This is a genomic window from Tepidamorphus sp. 3E244 (assembly GCF_046159835.1).
Classification (GTDB): Bacteria; Pseudomonadota; Alphaproteobacteria; order Rhizobiales; family Tepidamorphaceae; genus JACKJK01.
Genome location: NZ_JBJXCY010000001.1, coordinates 264,959 through 286,007, shown reverse-complemented (window position 1 = coordinate 286,007; position 21,049 = coordinate 264,959). Strand labels below are relative to the sequence as shown.

The window sequence follows — 21,049 nt, the reverse complement described above, 5'->3', positions numbered from 1 at the left end:
ACACGCGAATCCCCGCGCGCACCCTATCACGCGGCGCGTGGCATGGCAGACCGGGAGGCGTACCGCGAGCCTTAGAGCGTGTAGCTGGCGCGGCGGCCGACCGTCAGCCCGTTGACCTTCTCGATGATGGCGTCGGCGTCGATCCCGTAATGGTGGTAGAGATCGCCAATGGTGCCCGTCTGGCCAAAGTGCTCTACGCCGAGCGGGATCGTGCGGTGACCCCACACCGAGCCGAGCCATGACAGCGTCGCCGGGTGCCCATCGATGACGGTGATGACGCTGCAATGGGACGGCAGGTCGGCGAGCAAATGCTCGACATGGCTGACCGCATTGGTATTGCCGCGCGAGCGGGCGCGCTGGGCTGCCGTCCAGCCGGCATTGAGGCGGTCGGCGGACGTGATCGCAAGCACGCCGACATCGCGGCGCGACTGAGACAATTGCCCTGCCGCGCGGATCGCTTGCGGCGCGACAGCACCCTGGTAGGCAATCACGACCTCGCAGTTCGGCCCCGGCTTGCGCAGCCAGTAGCCGCCGTCGATGGAGCCTTGGCGGAAGTCGTCGTCGGCGCGCTTGCCCGGCTGCTCGATCGGGTTGGTCGTCAGGCGCAGGTAGACCGAGCCGCCCGTCTCGTCGCGCAGCCATGTGCGCTCGTCCGGGTCGCCCTCGCCGCTGCGCTGCATGTAGTCAAAGGCCCATTCCATGATGACGGCGAGTTCGTCGGCAAAGGCCGGCTCAAAAGCGGCCAGCCCGTCCTGGCTCATGCCGATGAGCGGCGTGCCGATGGACTGGTGCGCGCCGCCTTCCGGCGAGAGCGTCACGCCGGACGGGGTGCCGACGATCATGAAGCGGGCGTCCTGGTAGCAGGCGTAGTTCAGCGCATCGAGGCCACGGCACACGAAGGGATCGTAGACCGTGCCGATGGGGATGAGCCGCTTGCCGAACAGCGAATGCGAGAGGCCTGCCGCACCCAGCAGCAGGAACAGGTTCATCTCCGCGATACCGAGCTCGATGTGCTGGCCCTTGGGCGTGAACTCCCACTTGGCGGTTGAGGGAATGCGGTGCTCGATAAAGGCGTCCGCCATCTCGGCGCGGGCGAACAGCTTGCGCCGGTTGACCCAAGGCCCGAGGCTGGTGGTGCCGGTCACGTCCGGCGAGGTCGTGAGGATGCGGGCGGCAAGCTCGCCGTCGGACTTCGACAACTCGTCGAGGATCTTGCCGAAGGCCATCTGCGAGGAAATCTCGCGGTCGCTCGGTGCCGGCACCTGCGGCACCTTGAGGCGCGCATCGTCATAGCGGCGCGCGCCCTTGGAAAAGAACGGCGCCATCTCCATGAAGTCGCGCAGCGCGTCGACATCACCAACGCCGGCGAAAGGTTCCCACTCCTCGCCCTCGGCGACACCCATGTGCTTCTGCCAGTCGGCCATCTGGGCCTTGGTCATCAGGCCGCCGTGGTTGTCCTTGTGGCCGGCAATCGGCGTGCCCCAGCCCTTGATGGTGTAGGCGAGAAAGCAGGTCGGGCGGTCATGGTCGATCGCGGCGAAGACCTCCGACATGGTCTCCACGCAGTTGCCGCCGAGATTTTCCATGAGCGAGGCAAGCTCGCGGTCGCTGCGCCTGTCGATCAACGCGCTGACATCGCCCTGGTCGCCGAGGTCCTCCATCAGGCGTTCGCGCCACACCGCGCCGCCCATGTAGGTGAGCGCGGAATATTCCACGTTCGGGCACTGGTCGATCCATTCGCGCAGGCGCTCGCCGCCCGGCTCCTCGAAGGCGGCGCGCTGCAAGGCACCGTACTTGACCTTCACAACGTCCCACGAGAAAGCGCGGAAGATGTCCTCGATGCGCTCGAACAGACCCTCGCGGACGATGCCGTCGAGGGACTGGCGGTTGTAGTCGATGATCCACCAGCAATTGCGCAGGTCGTTCTTCCAGCCTTCCTGCAGCACCTCGTAGACGTTGCCCTCGTCGAGTTCGGCATCCCCGACGAGCGCGACCATGCGGCCAAGTTCGAGGTCGTCGCCCCAGCTCTTGGCGGCGACGAAATCCTGCACCATCGAGGCAAGCGCCGTGATACCGACGCCAAGCCCGACCGAGCCGGTGGAGAAATCGACGTCGCCGGCATCCTTCGTGCGGCTCGGGTAGGACTGCACGCCGCCGAAGCCGCGGAAGTTCTCCATGCGCTCGCGCGTCTGGTTGCCCATCATGTACTGCATGGCGTGGAAGATCGGACTGGCGTGCGGCTTCACGGCGACCCGGTCCTGCGGGCGCAGTGCGGTGAAGTAGAGCGCCGTCATGATCGACACCATGGAGGCGGAACTCGCCTGGTGGCCGCCGATCTTGATGCCGTCTTCCTTCTCGCGCAGGTGATTGGCGTTGTGGATCATCCAGTGGGACAGCCACAACAGCCGCTGCTCGATTGCTTTCAGGTGCCTTGTTTCTTCTTCCATCTGCGCGTCTCCCGTTCACGGGCATGAATATCGCATCACGCTTGGAGGTTACGTGCAATCTTGCTAGAGATTGGCAAGCGCGACGCTGATTTCCGGCGTGGTTTTGTCGAACCGTGATGAATTCAGGCGGCCGAGGCGCAATGCTGGACGAGATCGACCACAAAATCCTGTCGGAGCTTCAGCGCGACGCGCGTTTGTCCCATCAGGAGCTGTCCGAGAAGGTGGGGCTGTCGCCCTCTCCTTGCGCGCGGCGCATCCGCAAGCTGGAGGCGGACGGCTACATCACCGGCTACAGCGTGCAGGTTGATGCGGCAAAGCTCGGCTTCGGGGTCAACGTGTTCGTCTCCGTGCGCCTCGACCGGCAGGTGGACGACAGGCTGGTCGCCTTCGAGCGTGCCATCGCGGGCTATCCGGAGGTGTGCGACTGCTGGCTGATGACCGGCAGCTTCGACTACCTGCTGCGCGTCTCTGTGCGCGACCTTGAGGAGTTCGAGCGGTTCCTCACCGCGCGGCTGACGCGGATCGACGGTGTCGCCTCCATCGAGTCCTCCATTCCCATCCGGCAGGTGAAGTACCAGGCCGCGCGCCTCAGGTAGAGTTGTCCTTCTCGGATTTTCCGGAGCGCGCCTCGCGGGCGCAACGCTGCGAGCAGTAGAGCACCTGTTCCCAGCCCCGCTCCCACTTCTTGCGCCACGCGAACGGGCGCCCGCAGGTCTTGCAGGTCTTTGTGGGCAAGTCAGCCTTGCGGTGGGATTTTGCCATCAGGCAGGTCCGTTACCGGAAACGTCGCGCGACGCTCACAGCTTGCCTTCCGCCTCCAGCACCTTGCGGGCGGCGCGGAAGCACTCCAGCGCCTGCGGCACGCCGCAATAGATGCCGACAACGTGGATGATGGCGCGGATTTCCTCCGGGGTAACGCCGTTGTTCAGCGCGCCGCGGCAGTGCAGTTCCCACTCGTGCATCTTGCCGAGTGCGCCGATCATGGCGAGGTTCATCATCGAGCGGGTCTTGGGGTCGATGGCATCATCCCCCCAGCCGAAGCCCCAGCACCACTGGGTCATCGCCTCCTGAAACGGACGGGTGAAATCGTCCGCCGCGGCGAGGTTCTTCTCGACATATTCCGCGCCGAGCGTTGCCTTGCGCTGCTCCAGTCCCTTGCGAAACAGCTCTTCGTCCATGGTCGCCTCCCTGCGTGACACGCTCCGCCGGCCGAGCAAAACGTGCGCGCGCGAAGCGTGGCCAGACTAGAGCGGGACGCGGGCCTGCGAAACAGGCGAGACAGGCCTACTTCGCGTCGACGAAGGCGCGTTCGACCACGAAGGTGTTGGGGCGGGCGTTGCTGCCCTCCTCCAGCCCGAAGCGGATGCACAGGTCCTTGGTGTCGGCCAGCATCCGGCTCGAGCCGCAGATCATCGCGCGGTCGTGCTCCGGGTCGATGGCCTCCACGCCGACCGCCTTGGGGAAGGTGCCGGCTTCCATCAGGTCGGTGATGCGACCGGTCACGGCATGCGGCTCGCGCGTCAGCGAGGTGAAATGCACCAAGCGGCTTTCATCGGCGAGCTCACCGACGATGGGGTCCTCGCGCGTGCCGGCGACCACCTCGTGCCCGTAGGCCAGTTCGGCTGCCGTGCGGCAGGTGTGGGTGACGATCACCTGCTCGAACTTCTCGTAGGTTTCCGGGTCGCGGATGATCGAGGCAAAGGGCGCAAAGCCGGTGCCGGTCGAGAACAGGAACAGGCGCTTGCCGGGCAGCAGGGAATCGAGCGTCAACGTGCCCGTCGCCTTGGGGCGCAGCAGCACGGTGTCGCCTTCGGCGATCTTCTGGAGATGCTCTGTCAGCGGACCGTCCGGCACCTTGATCGAGTAGAACTCCAGTTCATCGTCCCAGGCCGGGCTTGCCACCGAGTAAGCGCGGAAGACCGGGCGCTCCGCATTGGGCAGGCCGATCATCGCGAACTCGCCGGAGCGGAAGCGGAAGCTCTGCGGGCGGGTTATGCGGAAGGAGAACAGGCTGTCCGTGTGGTGCGTGACGCGCGTCACCGTCTGCTCGTGGACGTTCGGGTTGGAGACGTAGACAGAAACCGGCGCAACGGGTTCCGGCTCCGGCGCGGCGACGGGCTTGCGCAGCCGGTCGCGGTAGGTCGGCTTGCCGGTCAGCGCTTTCAGCCAGTCGGATTCCGGTTGGCGATTGGCGAGGTCCTCGCCGATCTCGATCTCGTCGAAGCCGCAATCGAGCGCGTAGCGGAACTGGTCGGAGATGACGTGGCCCTGCGCGCGCAGTTTGCCGCGGTAGCCGAGGTTGCGCAGACGCTTGGCCAGCGAGAAGCCGCGCCCGTCGGCGAAGCTGTCGAAGCGCACGCGGATGGCATCGATCCGGTTGAAAGCCGGCGCAAGGCTTTCGGCTGCCGTGTCATTGGGCACGTCGAGCGCAACTGAGTCCTGCTGCGCATCGAGGTCCTCGAGCGGCAGGAAGGCGGTTTCGCCAAGCGGGGCAAACCCGGCTGAGGTGATGAGTGGCATCTGAACGGTCCTCGCAAACGTGTCTCAGGCGGCCTGCGCCTTGGAATTTTCCGGATAGAGCGCGGCCTTGAACGGGTCGGCACCGAGCCGGCGATAGGCCATGAGGAAGGTTTCCAGCGGGCCTTCGCGCAACTCCAGGTAGGCATCCACCAGCCGCTCGATGGCCGGCACCACCTCTTCGGCACCGAAGCCGCGACCGGCACGTTCGCCGATCTTGAAGGTCTCGGTGTGGTCGCCGCCGAGCGTGATCTGGTAGTTCTCGACGCCGTTCCGGTCGAGGCCGAGAATGCCGATATGTGCGACGTGATGGTGGCCGCAGGCATTGATGCAGCCGGAGATCTTGATCTTCATCTCGCCGATGGTTTTCGCCCGTTCCGGGTCACCAAAATGGCGCGCGATATCCTGCGCGATGGGAATGGAGCGGGCCGTTGCCAGCGCGCAGTAGTCCATGCCCGGGCAGGCGATGATGTCGCTGATGAGACCAACATTGGCGGTGGCAAGGCCGTGCCGCTCAAGCTCGGCATGGACCGTCGGCAGGTCGCGCAACCGGACATGGGGAAGCACCACGTTCTGCTCGTGGCTGATGCGGATCTCGTCATGCCCGAAGCGGCGGGCCAGATCGGCGATGACGCGCATCTGCTCTGCGGTGGCGTCTCCCGGCTCCGCACCGATGGCCTTGAGTGAGACAGTGACGATCCGATAGCCCGGCTTGCGGTGCTCGACGAGGTTCTGCTGCGCCCAGTCCCGGAACGCGCTGTCAGCCTCCATCGCCTTTTCATAAGCCGGGTCAGTGTCGCTTAAGCTCTCCCATTCCGGTGGCGCGAAGTAGCTTTCGATGCGCGCGATCTCGGCCGGGTCGGGCCGCACGGACGGGCCGCCGTGCTGCTCCACGAGATTGGTGAACTCCTGCTCGATTTCCTCGCGGATCGTCTCCAACCCGGTCTCGTGGACGAGGATCTTGATGCGCGCCTTGTACTTGTTGTCGCGGCGGCCGCGCAGGTTGTAGACGCGCAGGATCGCCTCGACATAGGGCAGCAGGTCGGCTTTCGGCAGGAATTCGCGCACCACCTTGCCTTCCATCGGCGTGCGGCCAAGCCCGCCGCCGACGATGACCTCGTAGCCCGGCTCGTCGTTCCCGCCGCGCACCATGCGCAAGCCGATATCGTGGGCGCGCGTCACGGCGCGGTCGTTCGGCGAGCCGGTGACGGCGATCTTGAACTTGCGCGGCAGGAAAGCGAATTCCGGGTGGTCGGTGGACCACTGGCGCAGCAGTTCGGCGGTCGGGCGCGGGTCCTCGATCTCGTCGGCGGCAGCACCGGCGAAATGATCCGCTGTCACGTTGCGGATGCAGTTGCCGGAGGTCTGGATGGCGTGCATGCCGACATCGGCCAGCGCTTCGAGAATGTCACCGGTGTCGCGCAGCTTGGGCCAGTTGTACTGGATGTTCTGGCGCGTGGTGAAGTGGCCGAAGCCACGGTCCCAACGCTCGGCGATCATCGCGAGCTGGTCCATCTGGCGGGCGTTCAGCGTGCCGTAGGGAATGGCCACCCGCAGCATGTAGGCATGCAGTTGCAGGTAGAGGCCGTTCTGCAGGCGCAGCGGCTTGAACTCGTCCTCGGTCAGCGCGCCGGAAATGCGCCGGTCCACCTGGGTGCGGAACTGGCGAACGCGGTTGCGCACGATGGCGTCGTCGAACTCGTCATAGCGGTACATGGCAAAAAGCCTTTCGGGTTCGTGCGTTTCAGGCGGCGCTGGCTTTGACCGGACCAACCGACGGCCCGACGATGCGCAGCCGCTCGCGAACATGCAGCGGTGCAGGGACGCCATCCTCGACCGCGACGGGGACGAGGTAGGGACCGACCGCGATGCCGGGCTGGGCCTCAGCACGTTTCAGCAGATCGTTCGCCGGCTCATCGTCGGCGACGACAGCGGCGTCGGAAATGTCGCGGCTCCAGCCATCCTGGGAAGTGAAATAGATGACGTCGCCGTCTAGCAAGTCGTTGGCGGAGACGATGCGGGGTGCGGACTTGCTCATGAATACGCGGCCTCCTGCACCGGCTCGACTGCGACCGCTTCCGGCGCGATGCGGGCAGCCGCCTCGCGCGGCTCCAGCCCGATGAAGATGATCGCCGGACCGCGAATGCCGGCTTCCGCCGTCGCCGTTTCGAGATTGCCGAGATTGGTCGCGACCGTCTTTTCCTCGGCGCGCGACACCTGCTCGATGACGGTGACCGGCGTTGCAGCGTCCGCGCCGTGCATCAGCAGGCGCGCCTGCACGAAGCGTGAGGCGCGCACGCCCATGTAGATCGCGGCGACCGAACCGGGACGCGCCAGCGCGCGCCAGTCGTGCTCGGCGAAACCGGCGACGTCCTGCCCCGTCAGAAACCGGAACTCGGAGTTGCGCTTGCGCTTGGTGAGCGAAGACCGAATGCGGGCAGCACCGGCGATGGCCGACGTGATGCCGGAGACGACCTCGAAGCCGATGCCGGCCTCGTCGAGTGCGTCCATCTCCTCGTCCAGCCGCCCGTAGATGGTCGGGTCACCGGACTTGAGCCGCACGACATGGGCACCGGAGGCCGCATGCTCGACCATCAGCGCGTTGATATCATCCTGCTTCCAGCTTTCGCCGCCGGGGATCTTGCCGACCTCGACAAAGACCGCCTCGCGGCGGGCAAGGTCGAGCACCTGCGGGGAGACGAGCCGGTCGTGGATCACCACGTCGGCCTCGCGCAGCACGCGCTGCGCCTTCACCGTCAGCAGGTCCGGGTCGCCAGGGCCGGCACCGACCAGCCAGACATAGCCGGACTTGCGTTTCCGTGCGCCGCTCATGTGCTCCCACAGCATGGCATCGAGCGCGACGCGCACGGCAGGCTCGCCGCCATGGGCCAGCGCCTCGGCGCCGGTGGAGTCGTAATATCGCTGCCAAAACTCGCGGCGCGGACGGCCATGCGGCAGGCTCTCGGCCTTGGTGCGAAACGCCTTGCCGATGCGCGCCAGCGTGCCGAGCGAGGCATCGAGTCGCGCTTCCAAATCCGCCTTGATGCGGCGGGCGAGGACGGGGGCCGCACCCTCGGTGCCGATGGCAATGGTGACGGGGTCGCGGTCGACGATGGCCGGGGTGATGAACTGACTGGCGTCGAGATTGTCGACCACGTTGACCAGCACGCCCGCGCCGTGGCCAAGGGCTGCGACACGCGCGTCCTCGACTTCGTCGTCATTGGCGCAGTAGAGCAGCCGCGCGCCGGTGACGTCGGCTGCTTCCAGCGCGCGGCCGGAGAACGAAACCTTGCCCTCGCCTGCCCATTGCAGCACCTGCTGCGCCGGGTCCGCGCCGTAAACGCGCACGGTCGCCTGCGTCTTGAGGATCAGCCGCAGCTTTGCGACCGCGGTTTCACCGGCGCCGGAAACGACGACCGTCTGGCCTTCGGTGTCGAGATAGATGGGGAAGTGACGCATCACGCATCCTCCTTCGCGTTCGGCTTGAGGACATCGCTCAGATCGACGGCGATGCCGGCCGCCGCCAGCAGGTTTGCGGCCTCGGTCGCGCGGCGGCGGAACTCTTCCCGGTCTGTCGCGGCGTCGCCGAGGTCGCGGCACAGGCCGGAGCCGAGCATCTGCCGGGTGAGGCGGAATGCGCCGGTGTCCTCGGTCGTGTCTGCGGCAGCGGCTTCCGTGACGACACCGCCGGCAACCGTCGCGCCGGTCAGCGCGTCGACGATCAGGATTGATCCGGTGCCAAGCCCTGCGTTGAATGTGTCGAGCGCGACAGGGCGCGCCAGCCGGGCGGAGACCACGGCGATATCATTGCTGGAGCAACCCTCAGCCGGCTTCTCGCTGATCGTCGCCAGGTCGAGGTGGGATGTGACGTCGAACTTCGACAGCGGCACCGTGTCGGTGCCCGTGCGCAGCAGGTAACCCGACGCCGGGTCATATGGCGTCTCGGACAGCCAGACGATGCGGGCGCCCACACGGTCGGCCAGCGTCGGCGCGTCGTCGGGCGCGGACAGCAGCGCGCCGCGCGAAATGTCGAGATCGCGGTCTGGCACGATGGTGACCGCCTGCCCGGCGGACGCAATCCGCAGGTCGCCGCCCATGGTGACGATGCGCGCCACCTTAGCCGAGCGGCCGGAAATCGCGTCGCGGAAGGCATCACCTTCCGCGATCTGGCCGCTGAGGATCGTCCCGGCCAGCCCACGAAAATCGCGGCCCTCGCGCAGCACGTACTGCACCGGGAAGCGCAGGGCTGAACGATCACGCTCCAGCTCGGCTTGGGGCACGCTCAGCACGTCGATCAGGCTCGGCCCGCCGAACCATGGCGTATGGGCTGAGCGCGAGACGATGTTGTCGCCGCCCTTCGCGCTGATCGGCACGGTCTCGACCTCGGTGAAGGCGAGCCCGCGCGCAACACCCTCGAAGTCGCGGGCGATCTGCTCGAAGCGCTCGCGCGACCAGTCGACGAGGTCCATCTTGTTGATGGCGACGACAACGCGGCGGATGCCGAATAGCGACAGGAGTGCGGCATGCCGGCGGGTCTGCGTCTTGATGCCGTGGCGCGCATCGACCAGCAGAACGGCGAGGTCGGCATGGGACGCGCCGCTCGCCATGTTGCGCGTGTACTGCTCGTGGCCGGGGCTGTCGATGATGACAATGCGGCGGTCATCCACGTCGAGATAGCGCCAGGCGATATCGATGGTGATGCCCTGCTCGCGCTCCGCCGTCAGCCCGTCGACCAGCCGCGAGAAATCCGGCTGGCCATCGGCCTGCAGGATGGTGGCGTGCTGGTCATCGAAGACGGCGGAACTGTCCCACAGCAGGCGGCCGATCAGCGTCGACTTGCCGTCGTCCACCGAGCCGCACATCAGCACGCGGACCTGTTCGGTCAGGGTGCGGGGAAGGAGCGGAGCCAGCGGGGCTTCCTGCTTCGCAAGTGCGGTCATCAGAAGTAGCCTTCCTGCTTCTTGCGTTCCATGGCGCCGGCCTCGTCGTGATCGATGATGCGGCCATGGCGTTCGGACAGGCGCGAGCCGAGGGTTTCGGCGATCACGCTTTCGAGATCTTCGGCGTCGGAGGGGACAGCGGCGGTCAGCGGCCAGCAGCCAAGTGTGCGGAACCGCACCTTGCGCGGAACGACCGTTTCGCCGGCTTCAAGTGTGATCCGGTCGTCGTCCACGACGAGCAGGTTGCCGCCGCGCTCGATTGTCGGTCGTACGTCGGCAAAATAGAGCGGCACCACGTCGAGGCGTTCACGCGCGATGTAGCGCCAGATGTCGGCCTCGGTCCAATTCGACAGCGGGAAGACGCGCGCCGTCTCGGCCTGCGCGAGGCGGGCATTGTAGAGCTGCCAGAGTTCCGGGCGCTGGCGGCGCGGGTCCCAGCGGTGTCCGGGGTTGCGGAACGAGAAGACACGCTCCTTGGCGCGGCTTCCGTCCTCGTCGCGGCGCGCACCGCCGATGGCACCGTCGAAGCCGTGCATGTCGAGCGCCTGCTTCAGCGCCTGCGTCTTCATCACGTCGGTGTAGACGGACGGCGCGAAGTCGAACGGGTTCACGTTGCGCTGGCGGCCGTCCTCGTTGGTGTGGACGATCAGGTCGAGGCCGAAATCGCGCGCCGAGCGATCACGGAACGCGATCATCTCGCGGAACTTCCACGTGGTGTCGACGTGCAGCAGCGGGAACGGCGGCTTGGCCGGGTAGAAAGCCTTGCGCGCCAGATGCAGCAGGACGGTCGAATCCTTGCCGATCGAGTAGAGCAGCACCGGCTTGCGGAACTGGGCTGCCGCCTCGCGGAAGATGTGGATTGCTTCCGCTTCCAGCAGGTCAAGTTGGTCGAGATGTCGGTTCATGCCGCCTGGCCTTTCGCGCGCGGACGGCTGTGCAGTCCGCATTCCTTGTGTTCCGCGTTTTCCCACCACCAGCGCCCGGCGCGGATGTCCTCGCCCGGCTCGATGGCGCGGGTGCAGGGCTGGCAGCCGATGGAGGGGAAACCGCGTGCGTGCAGCGGGTTGCGCGGCACGGCGTGTTCATCTGCATAGGCTTCGATGCGCTCCAGCGACCAGTCGCCCAGCGGGGAAATCTTAATGAGGCCGAGGTTCGTGTCGGCACTGGCGAGCGGCACTTCCGCGCGCGTCGTGGCCTGGCCGGAACGCAGACCGGTGATCCAGCCGGACGCGCCTTGCAGCGCGCGGTTGAGCGGGCGCACCTTGCGCACGTCGCAGCAGGCGCGGCGGGCTTCCAGCGAGTTGCGGAACCCGAAGATGCCGTCGCGCGCGACGAGCTGTTCCACGTCGTCGCTCTCGGGAAACACGACGCGGATCTGCCGCCCGTAGCGGGCCTCGCTCATGTCTAGCGTTTCCAGCGTCTCGGGAAAGTGTCGGCCGGTATCGAGCGTGAAGACGTCAACGTCCGCATCGGCGGCGGCAATGGCAGCCAGCACCACCTGGTCCTCGATACCGAGCGAGGTGGAGAATGCGACGCGGCCCGGAACGGCCTGCGCGATGTGGCGCAGGCGTGCGGGAAGAGCGTCGATCTCGCGCAATTCGGCGTCGAGTTGTCTCGCTGTATCGTGCAGCGCGGTTTCCATCTTGCTGTCCTTGGGGGCGGGTGCCGTTCAGAGGTTGCGGCCGGCAGGTGTCGCCAGCCGCCTTGCGATGGACGGGAATATAGGATTATTTCCCAAAACCGGGCTATATGCGCGAACAAATAGGAACGATATGCGAGGCTATCGCGACTACATCGGAACGTTGTTCTCTAAATTAGAGGTTTCTCAAAATGTCTGATGCACTGGACGGGCTGGATCGGAAAATCCTCTCCGAGCTTCAGCGCGACACAACGCAATCTCTCGAGGATTTGGCCGAAAAAGTGGGGTCTTCCAAGACACCGGTCTGGACTCGTATCCGGAAATTGCGTGAACGCGGCGTGATCCGCGCACAAGTGGCACTGCTGGACCCGGCGCATGTGGGGCTTGGTTGCTGCTTCTACGTGCTGATCCGCACCGCGCGGCACGATCCGGAATGGACCGAGCAGTTCCTGCAGGCGATCCGCCGGCGGCCGGAGGTGCAGGAGGCGCACCGCCTCGCCGGCGACATCGACTACATCGCCAAGGTCCGCGTCGCCGACCCGCAGGCCTATGATGCCTTCTACCGCTCGCTCGTCGCGGACGTTTCCATCTTCAACGTCACGTCGCTGCTCTCCATGGAAGAGCTGGTCTCGCGAACCGCGTTGCCGTTGGGCGAGAAGCCAAGCTCTAGGTAAATAATGCACCCGCACTATTCGGAAGCGAATCCGCAAATCCGGCGGCTGATTTTACGGGCAACTCGCGGCCCAATAGACATTCGTTTAGAGGCACACGTTCTATTTCATTGAACATATTGAGTTATACTCGATTTAAAGCAGCACCTTTGACGGTTAACCCACTATATGGTTTCATTGCTCGAAAATTCTAAGCCCCGACCCCGCCAATCGTTTAGGCTCACATCCTCATGAATAGAAACTATTTTGACTTTTTTCTATTTGCCGTTTTAAGTTCAGCTGTAGCTGTCATACTGCGGCTACCCAATTTAGAAGACTCATCAATATTTTTGGTTATAGTTATAGTCATTTCCCTACTTATAGTCCCTCGAATCATAGCTTTCACATCAAATTGGCGCGAGATCGGTGGCCCTTCGTATTACCTAGAGTTCCATCAACAAACCGGAACGCCTTGCATAGCACTGATAGCCCTTTGGCCCGCGTTTTGGAAAAAAACGATAATGGCCCGTGGCCGATCGTACTCCATTGAATGGAATGATCGCCATCCCTCGCTTCGACCACGCGGAAGGTGGGAGTCAGATCACGTGACCATCAAAGATAGAGGGGTTGGGGCAAAGCATTTTACATATTTTTACTATGGATTTGAAGAAACTGAAGATATGAAAAGCTACGAAGTTCCAGATGGGATGACAGATATGAAGATTTATGCCTCAAAATCTGGCGCTGGATTCTTTTTCAATAAGCTTGATACAGATTACACTGTTCACCGACATGACACGTTTGTTGTAGAAATAGAGCGTGATCAAATTACCTCACTATCGGCGTCAAGTGATGGAATGAAATTTCCTAAATTTGGCGATCTCAAAGACGCTGGATTTGATGCGTTTCGACAGAAAATATCAGATAATTTGATGAACCCAGCCGAATTAGAAAAATTAATTGGACGCCGCTCGTCAAGCAATCTCGCACTTCTTCTTGAGAAGGCGCAGCGGCTGGATCAATTTAGGGTTAAACCTGACAATATGCAAGTTTTTGATGAAATGAAGTCACGACTCGATCGTTGCGATGCGGTGTATTCTAAATTTCCGGTAGTTTCTTGTATAGTGAATCAATCAGGAAATAAATATTTCGGGGTAAATATTGAAAACGTCTCATTCCCGGCCGGGATATGCGCGGAGTCCGGCGCGTTAGCTAGCATGATTGCCGATTCAGGGGCCGCTCGAATCCAAAATGTATATCTTTATACGCCAAATGACGGCTCAAATATCGTCCCGTGCGGCGTATGCCTACAGAGATTGAGTCCTTACTCAAATTCGGAAACATCGGTCACTTGCTTTGCCGGCGATAGGATAAATTTCTCCGGAAAATTTACTGAGTTACTGACCGCAAAATTCTCGATGAACAGCTAAGTTAGTCGCCCGCAGATGTTGTAGGCCGCTTGCCTGCCTACATACCGATTAGCCCGAGCTCGTTAGAGTAATGGTGCCCAGGGGCGGGATCGAACCACCGACACTGCGATTTTCAGTCGCATGCTCTACCAACTGAGCTACCTGGGCATCCGGGCATCGAGGCGTGCGGGGGTATTTGTGCACGCGCGAGCAGGCCCGGTTTATAGATAAGCGGTTCTCACGTGTCCATAGGCCAGCGTGACAGTTTTTTGTCGCGACCGAAGGGTCGCGCAGGGCTCACCCCTCCCCCTCGCCGCCGAAGCCGTCGGGATCGGTTTCGCCGTCGCTGTCGTCCTCGACCGCGGGCACCGCATAGGCCCCACTGAACCAGCGGTTGAGGTCCACGTCGGCGCAGCGGCGCGAACAGAACGGGCGGTATTCGGCGACGCGCTGCTTGCCGCAGATCGGGCATTTCGGCACGGGCGCAGCCGTGTTGCCTGCGGTTGCAGGGTCGTTGTCGTTTGCAGCCATCGAGTGCCTTCCGGCTCGTCAGGAAATCTTCAGTGTGATGCCGCCATCAACAAGTAGTTCCACGCCGGTCACGTATCTGGCGTCGTCGCTGGCGAGGAACAGGGCCGCGTGCGCCACGTCCCATGCATCGCCCATGTGGCCCATGGGCACCTGCGCGTCGCGCGCCGCCCACATGGCCTCAATGTCGCCGTCGGCGTAGACCGAGGCAAGGGCCGCCGACTTTTCCACCATCGGCGTTTTCATCAGGCCCGGCAGGACGGCATTCACGCGAACCTTGCGCGCGGCATATTCGACGGCTGTCGTGCGGGTGAGGTGATTGAGGGCGGATTTCGACGCGTAGTAGGTCGCGTAGGGGACGCCGGTGTAGCGGATGCCGGCAATTGAGGAGATGTTGACGATGGAGCCGCCGCCATTTTCCACCATGATGGGGATGACGTGCTTCATGGTGAGGTAGGCGCCCTTCAGGTTGACGTCCATCACCCGGTCCCAATCGGCCTCGGGCAGTTCGACGACGCCGCCGACCTCGGCCAGCCCGACATTGTTGTCGAGAATGTCGATGCGGCCGAACTGCTTCATGGTGTCGGCGACCATGGCCTCGACGCTTTGCGCATCAGCCACGTCGCAACGCACCGCCATGGCGCTGCCGCCCTCGTCGCGGATCAGGGCTGCGGTCTCCTCGGCGGCTTCGAGATTGATGTCGGCGCAGCAAACCGCTGCCCCTTCGCGCGCGAACAGCGTCGCGGTCGCCTTGCCGTTGCCCCAGCCCGGCCCGATGGACCCAGCCCCGGCAACCAGCGCGATCTTTCCCTCAAGCCTGCCTGTCATGGTTCAGTCCTCCTCGCCGCGCGAACCGCGCACCAGCCGCGCGTCTGATGCGCGCAGTTCCGTTTTCAGGATCTTGCCGTAGTTGTTCTTCGGCAGGTCCTCCACGTGGACATAGTGCTTGGGGCGCTTGAAACGGGCAATGCGCGAGAGGCAGAGCGCGTCGAGATCGCCTTCATCCGCCTCGCCCACGACGTAGGCGACGACGACCTCGCCCCACTCGCCGTGGGGCCGCCCGATGACGGAAACCTCGCGCACGCCCGGATGGGTGAGCAGCACCTCCTCCACCTCGCGGGGATAGATGTTGGAGCCGCCGGAGATGATCATGTCCTTGGAACGGTCGCGCAGGGTGAGGAAACCGTCCTCGTCGAAGGAGCCGACATCGCCCGTGTGCAGCCAGCCGCCGCGCAGCGTCTCGGCGGTGGCATCGGGGTTGTTCCAGTAGCCGAGCATCACCGTCTCGCCGCGCACGACGATTTCGCCGGTTTCGCCGGCGGGCAGCGGGCGGTCGTCATCGTCGAAGACCTGGACCGAGACGACCGGGTTCACGTGGCCGGCCGAACCGATGCGCTCTTCCCAACGCGGGTGGGCCTTGTCGGCCACGATGTGCTTGGGGAGCAGCGTCGTCGTCATCGGCGTCTCGCCCTGCCCGTAGATCTGCGCGAAGACGGGGCCGAAGCGCTCGAGCGCGCTCTTCACGTCGCTCACATACATGGGCGCACCGCCCCAGATGACGGTGCGCAGGGCGTCCGGTGCGATCTCGACGCCGGATGACACCATCCGCTTGATCATGGTCGGTGCGGCGAACATCGAGGTGCGCTGCCAATGGCCGGTGAGGCTTGCGATCTCGTCCGGCTCGAAGCCGCCGGATTCCGGCACGATGTTGACGCCGAAGCGTGCCAAATGGGCCATGAGATACAGGCCCGAACCGTGGCTCATTGGGGCTGCATGCAAGATGCGGTCGCCGGGCTCAGTCGGGTCGACGTCGGTCAGGTAGGCCATGGTCATGGCCAGCAGGTTGCGATGGGAGAGCATCGCGCCCTTGGGCCGCCCGGTGGTGCCGGAGGTGTAGAACAGCCACGCCATTTCGTCGGGGCCTGCCAGCCACGGCTCGCTTGGGTCGCCGGCGAAGAGCGCCTCATAATCGGCGCTGCCGACCTCGATGACGCGTTCAAGGCCTTCGGGGGTTTCGGCGGCGATTGCCTGTGCCTGCTTGCGCGCGGCGAAGCAGACCTTCGTGCCGCTGTGGGCGACCATGTAGGCGAGTTCGGCCCCGTGCAGCTTGGAGTTGGCGGGCACGGCGGCGCAGCCTGCCCACCAGATGCCGTAGAGCAATTCGAGATATTGCGGGCAGTTCGGCGCGGCGACGAGGACGCGGTCGCCGGGCGCAAGCCCCGCCGCGCGCAGGCCCGAAGCCAGCTTGGCGGCGCGGGCCGCCAGCGTCCGGTAATCCTGGAAGACGGTCGTGCCATGGGCGACGGCGGGCCAGTCCGGGCAAGTGCCTGCGGAGCGTACGAGCCAGCGCGTCATGTCCATGGGGTCACCTCCGGGCGAAGACCTGTCCCGCGGTCATGTCCTAGACCGCGACCGATGCCCAGGCCATGCGGACCGGGTAGCCCGCGCCTTCCAGAAGCGAGGATGCTTCATAGAGCGGCAGGCCGACAACGCTGGTGTAGGAGCCGACCAACTTGATGACGAAGCTGCCCGCGATGCCCTGGATGGCATAGCCGCCGGCCTTGCCGCGCCATTCGCCCGAGCCGAGATAGCTGTCGATCTCCTCGCGCGAGAGGCGCTTGAAGCGCACCCGCGTTTCGGTGATGCGTTCACGCACGCTGCCGCCCGCGCGCCCGACGCACACGGCGGTATAGACGCGGTGCGAGCGCCCAGAGAGCAGCCGCAAACAGGCGCTTGCCTCTTCCAGCGCTTCCGCCTTGGGCAGAATGCGCCGGCCAACGGCAACGACCGTGTCGGATGCGAGGATCAGACTGCCATCGAGATCGGCTTCGCGCTTGACGGCCTGCGCGGCCACTTCAAGCTTGGTGCGGGCGAGACGGCGCGCGAGCGTGCGCGGCAACTCGCCCTTTTCCGGCGATTCGTCGATGGTCGTCGGCCGCAGGAAATCCGGATCGACCCCGATCTGCTGCAACAGGGCAAGGCGTCGCGGTGACGCGCTTGCCAGAATGAGTTTGGGGCGTCCGCTCATGGATACTGCGACCGGGTCTTCCTGTGATCTTCAACTGGCCCCAGGGGCCGGCGCTTACTTGAAGCGGTAGGTAATACGGCCCTTGGTGAGGTCGTAAGGCGTCATTTCAACGAGGACCTTGTCGCCCGCCAGCACGCGAATGCGGTTCTTGCGCATACGGCCTGCGGTGTGGGCGATGATCTCGTGATCGTTCTCAAGCTTCACGCGAAACGTCGCGTTGGGCAGCAGTTCAACGACCACGCCCGGGAATTCGAGCAATTCTTCTTTCGACATGCGTATCCGTTCTGATGACTGGAAAGTGGCGGGAACCTAACCGATCCCCGCGACAAAGTGAATGCCAAGGAATGGCAACGCGCACATGCGTTCAACCGTTCACGGCAAAGGTCGCGACCATACCCGAGGCCTGGTGCTCCAGCATGTGGCAATGAAGCATCCACTTGCCCGGATTATCGGCCACGAAGGCGACCCGCACGGACTGTTCCGGACCAACAAGAACGGTGTCGCGGAAGGCGATATCGGTGGCAGGCTTTCCGTCGCGGGTGAGGATGCGGAAATGGTGGCCGTGCATGTGCATGGCGTGGGGCCACGAGGTGCGATTGACCATGTCGATGGCGATGGTCTCGCCGCGCGCAGCCTCGAACAGGCGGTAGTCCATCTTGCCCACGCGGCCGTTGAACGCCCAGACATAACCTTTCTGCGCGATTTCCTGCAGGCTCATGCTCTCGCCGTCGAGGTTCGCCGTGGCAAGCCCGCCCATGGCCCCACCTTCCATGACGAGATCGACGACGCGGGCGTTGTCGGTATCCGGCTCGGTGCCGAAGCGCGGCAGGGAAAGCGTGTCGAGCGCCGGACGTTGCGAAGGCGCGCCATCGGACGGCTCCACCTTGAGTGTCGCTGCCGTGACGGGTTCGCCGGTCGAAACGTCCTGAATGGGGATGGTTTGCGCGCCCTCCGGCACGTCGAACACGAGGTCCTCGCGCTGGCCGGGACCAAGCAGCACCGGGTCTTGCGGCTTCGCAGCCTTGTCCAGCCCGTGCCCGTCGCGCGACAAAGCCACCGCGCCAAGCTTTTCGGTATCAATTTCGAAGATGCGGGCATTGGCGACATTGGCGACGCGCAGACGCACCCGCTCGCCGGCCTTGACCGGGAGAACAGGGCCGGACTGGCCATTCACCGTCATCCAGTTGCCGAGACGCCCGCCGTGGGCTGCATCGTGCAGGTTGCCGAAACTGGCAATGTCGATCTGGCCTTCTGCGTTGATGCGCCAGTCGTCAATGACAAGCAGCAGGTCACGGTCGACGTCGAGCGGCTTCGCCTCGTCGACGATCAGCATGCCGTAGAGCCCGCGCCCGACCTGCTGCGAGGAGCGCATGTGCGGGTGGTACCAGTAGGTGCCGGGATGGGTGAGTTCGAAATCGTAGTCGAAGCTTTCGCCGGGCTGCACCGGGTCCTGCGTCAGGCCGGGCACGCCATCCATGGCGTTGTCGATGCGGATGCCGTGCCAGTGGACCGAGGTCGGTTCCTCGATATCGTTCTGCAGGCGGATGCGCAGCCGCTCGCCGACGCGACCGCGCAGCAGCGGACCCGGCACCGCGCCGTCATAGGCCCAGACATCGGTTGCGCTGTAGTCGGCGGGCCGTTCCCGGTCGGCGCCGATCAGGTCGACGCTGGCGGCACTCGCCCGTAATGTCTGCATCGTCGGCGCGGCATGCACCAGCGGCGGCAGCGCGAGCAGGCCGATGCCCGCTCCGGCAACGTGGAAGAACCCGCGGCGAGAAAGGCCTGTTGTCACTGCTTTTTCATCCGGAACTTGGTGTGGCAGCTCTTGCAGCTCTCGCCGAGTTCGGCGAAGGCCGCCTGCAGCGTTGCGTCCTCGGTGCCGACGCGCGCCATCTCGGCCACGCGCGCGGCGCGGCGGGCCATCATGTCCGCCAGGTCGAGAAACTCCGCATTCTCCTGCCAGATTTCCGGCTTCGCCTCGCTCACCTCACTGGTGGAGCCTTCGGGAAACATCTTGGAGATCTCGGCGGCATGCACCGCGATCTGTTCGGCGTCGGCGGCGAGGCTTTCGGCGTTGCGCTCCTTGCCTCGGTCGATGGAGGCGCGCATCGATTTCATGCGCTCGGAGGTATCCTTCATCGCGTCCATGCGCTGCTTGACGACGCCTTTCGCGCCCTGGTGGGCGGACACGGTTCCGGCGGCAAACAGGGCGAGCGCGGCGGCGGCCAGCGTGAGAGTTCGGTTCATGTCGCTTGTCTCCTTTGGACGATCTTTGCGCGCGTCACATGCTGGCCGGCGGCTGCCAGCCGAAGCGCTGCTTGATGCGGGTCGTCAGTTGATCGCGGACACGCCGGTAAGCCGTCAGCCGCTGATCGCGCGTTCCCATTTCCATCGTGGGATCCTGTGTCGGCCAGTATTCAACGTCAATGTCCATGGTATGGGCAAGTTCCAGCGCATGGTGATGGGCTTCCGGCGACAGGGATATGATGAGGTCGAAGCCGGTGTCGTGCAGCTCATCGAAGGTCTTGGGCTGGTGGGACGAGATGTCCGCGCCGATCTCCTCCATCACCGATGTGGCGAAGGAATCCAGTTCGCCGTCATGGACACCCGCCGACTGCGTGTAGACCTTGAAGGGGAACAGCTGCTTCATGATGCCTTCGGCCATGGGGGAGCGGACCGAATTCATCGAGCAGGCGAACAGGACTGACGAGGGCAGCTTGTCCCCCACCGGCGACATCCGTCAGCCCTTCCAGTGCAACACGCAGATCAGCGTGAACAGCCGCCGCGCCGTGTTGTGATCGACATCGATCTTGCCATCGAGCCGGTCGCGCAGGATGCGCGATCCTTCGTCGTGCAGCCCGCGCCGGCCCATGTCGATGGCCTCGATCCGGCTGGGGCTCGCCTGGCGGATGGCCTCATAATAGCTCTCGCAGACGAGGAAATAGTCGCGGATGACCTTGCGCAGCGGAGTGAGCGACAGCACGAAGGTGGTGACAGCCTCGCCTTCGGGTGACGCGATATCCATTACGAGGCGCTGTTCCTGGATGGACAGCGACAGCGCGTAGGCTCCGCCCTCTATGCCATGCGGCTGGAAGCGGTTGTCCTCCAGCAGGTCGTAGATCGCGACGGCGCGTTCGTGGTCGATGTCGGGGGTCGAGCGGCGAATGGAGCTTTCGTCGAGATTGACCGCGACGAGGCAACCCTGCCCGCCCGTCTCCTGCGCCTGCTCCGAACTGTCAGCCATGACCGTCTCCCAGTATCCGGCAGCAACCCTTGCCGCCGGAATCTTCAAGCAGTCTATGACATTGCGCATCCCGCTTGGCAAAGCCAGCGCGGGCGCGGAACACGGTTGATTGACGGAATCAGGCGCCCGAGGCGGGCGCTGCATCGGCGGTGTCGTGCGTCGGCTGCTTGGCCGTCGCCCAGACCGGGCCGAGGTCCTTCATGCGGCACTCGATGCATTCGACATCAAGCCGAATGGCCGCCTCACCGGAGAAAACAAGCTCCACCATCCCGGCGGGGCCTTCGCCGGCCGGGACATAGCGAATGGCGAGCAGGTTCAGCACATCGGCTTCGCGGCCACGTTCGATGCCGCGCGAGCGCACGCCCAGGACGCGGTCGAAATGCAGGGCCGTGCGGCGGCGCTTGCGCTCGCGTTCGCCGCTGTCCCAGTCGTATCGATTGAGGATCGCGACGAAGGCGCGGCCCGAACGCTTGTAGGCAAGGTCCGTGGCACTGACCACGGCATCCTGCGTGTGCGCGGAAATGACTTCGAGGTCTTCGGCATCAAGCGCGGCAAGCGCGAGGCCGCCAGAGGATTTCTCATCCATCGGGTCTGGTCTTTCGGTCCGTTTGCGAGTTCCAGACAATGTCGGGTGGGGCGCGCCCGAT

General features: G+C 64.4%; 23 protein-coding genes, 1 tRNA gene and 1 pseudogene. 3 read left to right on the top strand and 22 right to left on the bottom strand.

Annotated elements, in window-relative coordinates:
- Positions 1-71: 71 nt before the first annotated feature.
- Positions 72-2,447, bottom strand: coding sequence for a 1-deoxy-D-xylulose-5-phosphate synthase N-terminal domain-containing protein (locus tag ACKTEK_RS01345; protein WP_409163438.1), 2,376 nt, complete (start codon positions 2,445-2,447; stop codon positions 72-74).
- Positions 2,448-2,587: 140 nt separating this feature from the next.
- On the opposite strand from ACKTEK_RS01345, the gene ACKTEK_RS01340 reads away from it, so the two are divergent.
- Entirely contained in the window at positions 2,588-3,043 is a 456-nt protein-coding gene (locus ACKTEK_RS01340) for an Lrp/AsnC family transcriptional regulator (protein WP_409163437.1), read from the top strand.
- On the opposite strand, the gene ACKTEK_RS01335 is transcribed toward ACKTEK_RS01340, so the two are convergent.
- From ACKTEK_RS01335 to ACKTEK_RS01290, 10 genes and pseudogenes are all read right to left on the bottom strand, one after another.
- Positions 3,036-3,209, bottom strand: coding sequence for a DUF2256 domain-containing protein (locus tag ACKTEK_RS01335; RefSeq protein ID WP_409163436.1), 174 nt, complete (start codon positions 3,207-3,209; stop codon positions 3,036-3,038). The genes ACKTEK_RS01340 and ACKTEK_RS01335 overlap by 8 nt on opposite strands.
- Before the next feature lie 35 nt (positions 3,210-3,244).
- Positions 3,245-3,625, bottom strand: coding sequence for a carboxymuconolactone decarboxylase family protein (locus tag ACKTEK_RS01330; RefSeq protein WP_409163435.1), 381 nt, complete (start codon positions 3,623-3,625; stop codon positions 3,245-3,247).
- Between the two features lie 106 nt (positions 3,626-3,731).
- Entirely contained in the window at positions 3,732-4,574 is an 843-nt protein-coding gene (locus tag ACKTEK_RS01325; protein WP_409164867.1) for a ferredoxin--NADP reductase, read from the bottom strand.
- Between the two features lie 69 nt (positions 4,575-4,643).
- Positions 4,644-4,967 (bottom strand): annotated as a pseudogene (locus tag ACKTEK_RS01320) (DUF934 domain-containing protein); the annotation flags it as partial.
- Positions 4,968-4,991: 24 nt separating this feature from the next.
- Entirely contained in the window at positions 4,992-6,680 is a 1,689-nt protein-coding gene (locus tag ACKTEK_RS01315) for a nitrite/sulfite reductase (RefSeq protein ID WP_409163434.1), read from the bottom strand.
- 28 nt (positions 6,681-6,708) lie between these two features.
- Complete coding sequence (locus ACKTEK_RS01310; protein ID WP_409163433.1) at positions 6,709-7,002, bottom strand: DUF2849 domain-containing protein; 294 nt, start codon at positions 7,000-7,002, stop codon at positions 6,709-6,711.
- Entirely contained in the window at positions 6,999-8,423 is a 1,425-nt protein-coding gene (gene cysG, locus ACKTEK_RS01305; RefSeq protein ID WP_409163432.1) for a siroheme synthase CysG, read from the bottom strand. Before cysG ends, ACKTEK_RS01310 begins: the two co-directional genes overlap by 4 nt.
- Positions 8,423-9,904 (bottom strand): GTP-binding protein, encoded by a 1,482-nt coding sequence (locus tag ACKTEK_RS01300; protein ID WP_409163431.1) that lies wholly within the window; start codon positions 9,902-9,904, stop codon positions 8,423-8,425. The genes cysG and ACKTEK_RS01300 overlap by 1 nt, the downstream gene beginning before the upstream one ends.
- Complete coding sequence (gene cysD, locus ACKTEK_RS01295) at positions 9,904-10,809, bottom strand: sulfate adenylyltransferase subunit CysD (RefSeq protein ID WP_409163430.1); 906 nt, start codon at positions 10,807-10,809, stop codon at positions 9,904-9,906. The genes ACKTEK_RS01300 and cysD overlap by 1 nt, the downstream gene beginning before the upstream one ends.
- Positions 10,806-11,546, bottom strand: a complete 741-nt coding sequence (locus ACKTEK_RS01290; protein ID WP_409163429.1) for a phosphoadenylyl-sulfate reductase — start codon at positions 11,544-11,546, stop codon at positions 10,806-10,808. The genes cysD and ACKTEK_RS01290 overlap by 4 nt, the downstream gene beginning before the upstream one ends.
- A 188-nt stretch (positions 11,547-11,734) precedes the next feature.
- Here ACKTEK_RS01290 and ACKTEK_RS01285 point away from each other — a divergent pair, with 188 nt between their 5' ends.
- Complete coding sequence (locus tag ACKTEK_RS01285) at positions 11,735-12,217, top strand: Lrp/AsnC family transcriptional regulator (RefSeq protein WP_409163428.1); 483 nt, start codon at positions 11,735-11,737, stop codon at positions 12,215-12,217.
- 581 nt (positions 12,218-12,798) lie between these two features.
- Entirely contained in the window at positions 12,799-13,623 is an 825-nt protein-coding gene (locus ACKTEK_RS01280; RefSeq protein WP_409163427.1) for a hypothetical protein, read from the top strand.
- 71 nt (positions 13,624-13,694) lie between these two features.
- Here the strand turns inward: ACKTEK_RS01280 and ACKTEK_RS01275 are convergent.
- From ACKTEK_RS01275 to ACKTEK_RS01225, 11 genes are all read right to left on the bottom strand, one after another.
- Positions 13,695-13,770 (bottom strand) — tRNA-Phe (locus ACKTEK_RS01275).
- 129 nt (positions 13,771-13,899) lie between these two features.
- Positions 13,900-14,133 carry a DNA gyrase inhibitor YacG gene (locus ACKTEK_RS01270; RefSeq protein ID WP_409163426.1) on the bottom strand — a complete coding sequence of 78 codons (234 nt, stop codon included), beginning with the start codon at positions 14,131-14,133 and terminating at the stop codon, positions 13,900-13,902.
- Positions 14,134-14,151: 18 nt separating this feature from the next.
- Positions 14,152-14,958 carry an SDR family NAD(P)-dependent oxidoreductase gene (locus ACKTEK_RS01265; RefSeq protein WP_409163425.1) on the bottom strand — a complete coding sequence of 269 codons (807 nt, stop codon included), beginning with the start codon at positions 14,956-14,958 and terminating at the stop codon, positions 14,152-14,154.
- Positions 14,959-14,961: 3 nt separating this feature from the next.
- Complete coding sequence (locus ACKTEK_RS01260) at positions 14,962-16,491, bottom strand: AMP-binding protein (protein WP_409163424.1); 1,530 nt, start codon at positions 16,489-16,491, stop codon at positions 14,962-14,964.
- 40 nt (positions 16,492-16,531) lie between these two features.
- Positions 16,532-17,158, bottom strand: coding sequence for a Maf-like protein (locus tag ACKTEK_RS01255; RefSeq protein ID WP_409163423.1), 627 nt, complete (start codon positions 17,156-17,158; stop codon positions 16,532-16,534).
- Positions 17,159-17,212: 54 nt separating this feature from the next.
- A complete protein-coding gene (gene infA / locus ACKTEK_RS01250) occupies positions 17,213-17,431 on the bottom strand; it encodes a translation initiation factor IF-1 (RefSeq protein WP_409163422.1) in 219 nt (72 codons plus the stop codon).
- A gap of 91 nt (positions 17,432-17,522) precedes the next feature.
- The gene (locus ACKTEK_RS01245; RefSeq protein WP_409163421.1) at positions 17,523-18,950 is read right to left on the bottom strand and encodes a multicopper oxidase family protein; all 1,428 of its coding nucleotides are present in this window, start codon (positions 18,948-18,950) and stop codon (positions 17,523-17,525) included.
- Positions 18,947-19,405: a c-type cytochrome gene (locus tag ACKTEK_RS01240; RefSeq protein WP_409163420.1), complete on the bottom strand. Its 459-nt coding sequence runs from the start codon at positions 19,403-19,405 to the stop codon at positions 18,947-18,949. The genes ACKTEK_RS01245 and ACKTEK_RS01240 overlap by 4 nt, the downstream gene beginning before the upstream one ends.
- A 34-nt stretch (positions 19,406-19,439) precedes the next feature.
- Complete coding sequence (locus ACKTEK_RS01235; protein ID WP_409163419.1) at positions 19,440-19,895, bottom strand: low molecular weight phosphatase family protein; 456 nt, start codon at positions 19,893-19,895, stop codon at positions 19,440-19,442.
- A gap of 3 nt (positions 19,896-19,898) precedes the next feature.
- Entirely contained in the window at positions 19,899-20,402 is a 504-nt protein-coding gene (locus tag ACKTEK_RS01230; protein ID WP_409163418.1) for a UPF0262 family protein, read from the bottom strand.
- 118 nt (positions 20,403-20,520) lie between these two features.
- Positions 20,521-20,988 (bottom strand): DUF2948 family protein, encoded by a 468-nt coding sequence (locus ACKTEK_RS01225; RefSeq protein ID WP_409163417.1) that lies wholly within the window; start codon positions 20,986-20,988, stop codon positions 20,521-20,523.
- Positions 20,989-21,049: the final 61 nt, after the last annotated feature.

Coding starts and splice junctions, on each gene's coding strand:
- ACKTEK_RS01335 (WP_409163436.1), bottom strand. CDS start 3,209: ATGGCAAAATCCCACCGCAAGGCTGACTTGCCCACAAAGACCTGCAAG.
- ACKTEK_RS01260 (WP_409163424.1), bottom strand. CDS start 16,491: ATGGACATGACGCGCTGGCTCGTACGCTCCGCAGGCACTTGCCCGGAC.
- infA (WP_409163422.1), bottom strand. CDS start 17,431: ATGTCGAAAGAAGAATTGCTCGAATTCCCGGGCGTGGTCGTTGAACTG.
- cysG (WP_409163432.1), bottom strand. CDS start 8,423: ATGCGTCACTTCCCCATCTATCTCGACACCGAAGGCCAGACGGTCGTC.
- ACKTEK_RS01230 (WP_409163418.1), bottom strand. CDS start 20,402: ATGGCTGACAGTTCGGAGCAGGCGCAGGAGACGGGCGGGCAGGGTTGC.
- ACKTEK_RS01345 (WP_409163438.1), bottom strand. CDS start 2,447: ATGGAAGAAGAAACAAGGCACCTGAAAGCAATCGAGCAGCGGCTGTTG.
- ACKTEK_RS01300 (WP_409163431.1), bottom strand. CDS start 9,904: ATGACCGCACTTGCGAAGCAGGAAGCCCCGCTGGCTCCGCTCCTTCCC.
- ACKTEK_RS01340 (WP_409163437.1), top strand. CDS start 2,588: ATGCTGGACGAGATCGACCACAAAATCCTGTCGGAGCTTCAGCGCGAC.
- ACKTEK_RS01265 (WP_409163425.1), bottom strand. CDS start 14,958: ATGACAGGCAGGCTTGAGGGAAAGATCGCGCTGGTTGCCGGGGCTGGG.
- ACKTEK_RS01310 (WP_409163433.1), bottom strand. CDS start 7,002: ATGAGCAAGTCCGCACCCCGCATCGTCTCCGCCAACGACTTGCTAGAC.
- ACKTEK_RS01315 (WP_409163434.1), bottom strand. CDS start 6,680: ATGTACCGCTATGACGAGTTCGACGACGCCATCGTGCGCAACCGCGTT.
- ACKTEK_RS01225 (WP_409163417.1), bottom strand. CDS start 20,988: ATGGATGAGAAATCCTCTGGCGGCCTCGCGCTTGCCGCGCTTGATGCC.
- ACKTEK_RS01285 (WP_409163428.1), top strand. CDS start 11,735: ATGTCTGATGCACTGGACGGGCTGGATCGGAAAATCCTCTCCGAGCTT.
- ACKTEK_RS01330 (WP_409163435.1), bottom strand. CDS start 3,625: ATGGACGAAGAGCTGTTTCGCAAGGGACTGGAGCAGCGCAAGGCAACG.
- ACKTEK_RS01235 (WP_409163419.1), bottom strand. CDS start 19,895: ATGTCGCCGGTGGGGGACAAGCTGCCCTCGTCAGTCCTGTTCGCCTGC.
- cysD (WP_409163430.1), bottom strand. CDS start 10,809: ATGAACCGACATCTCGACCAACTTGACCTGCTGGAAGCGGAAGCAATC.
- ACKTEK_RS01240 (WP_409163420.1), bottom strand. CDS start 19,405: ATGAACCGAACTCTCACGCTGGCCGCCGCCGCGCTCGCCCTGTTTGCC.
- ACKTEK_RS01270 (WP_409163426.1), bottom strand. CDS start 14,133: ATGGCTGCAAACGACAACGACCCTGCAACCGCAGGCAACACGGCTGCG.
- ACKTEK_RS01255 (WP_409163423.1), bottom strand. CDS start 17,158: ATGAGCGGACGCCCCAAACTCATTCTGGCAAGCGCGTCACCGCGACGC.
- ACKTEK_RS01290 (WP_409163429.1), bottom strand. CDS start 11,546: ATGGAAACCGCGCTGCACGATACAGCGAGACAACTCGACGCCGAATTG.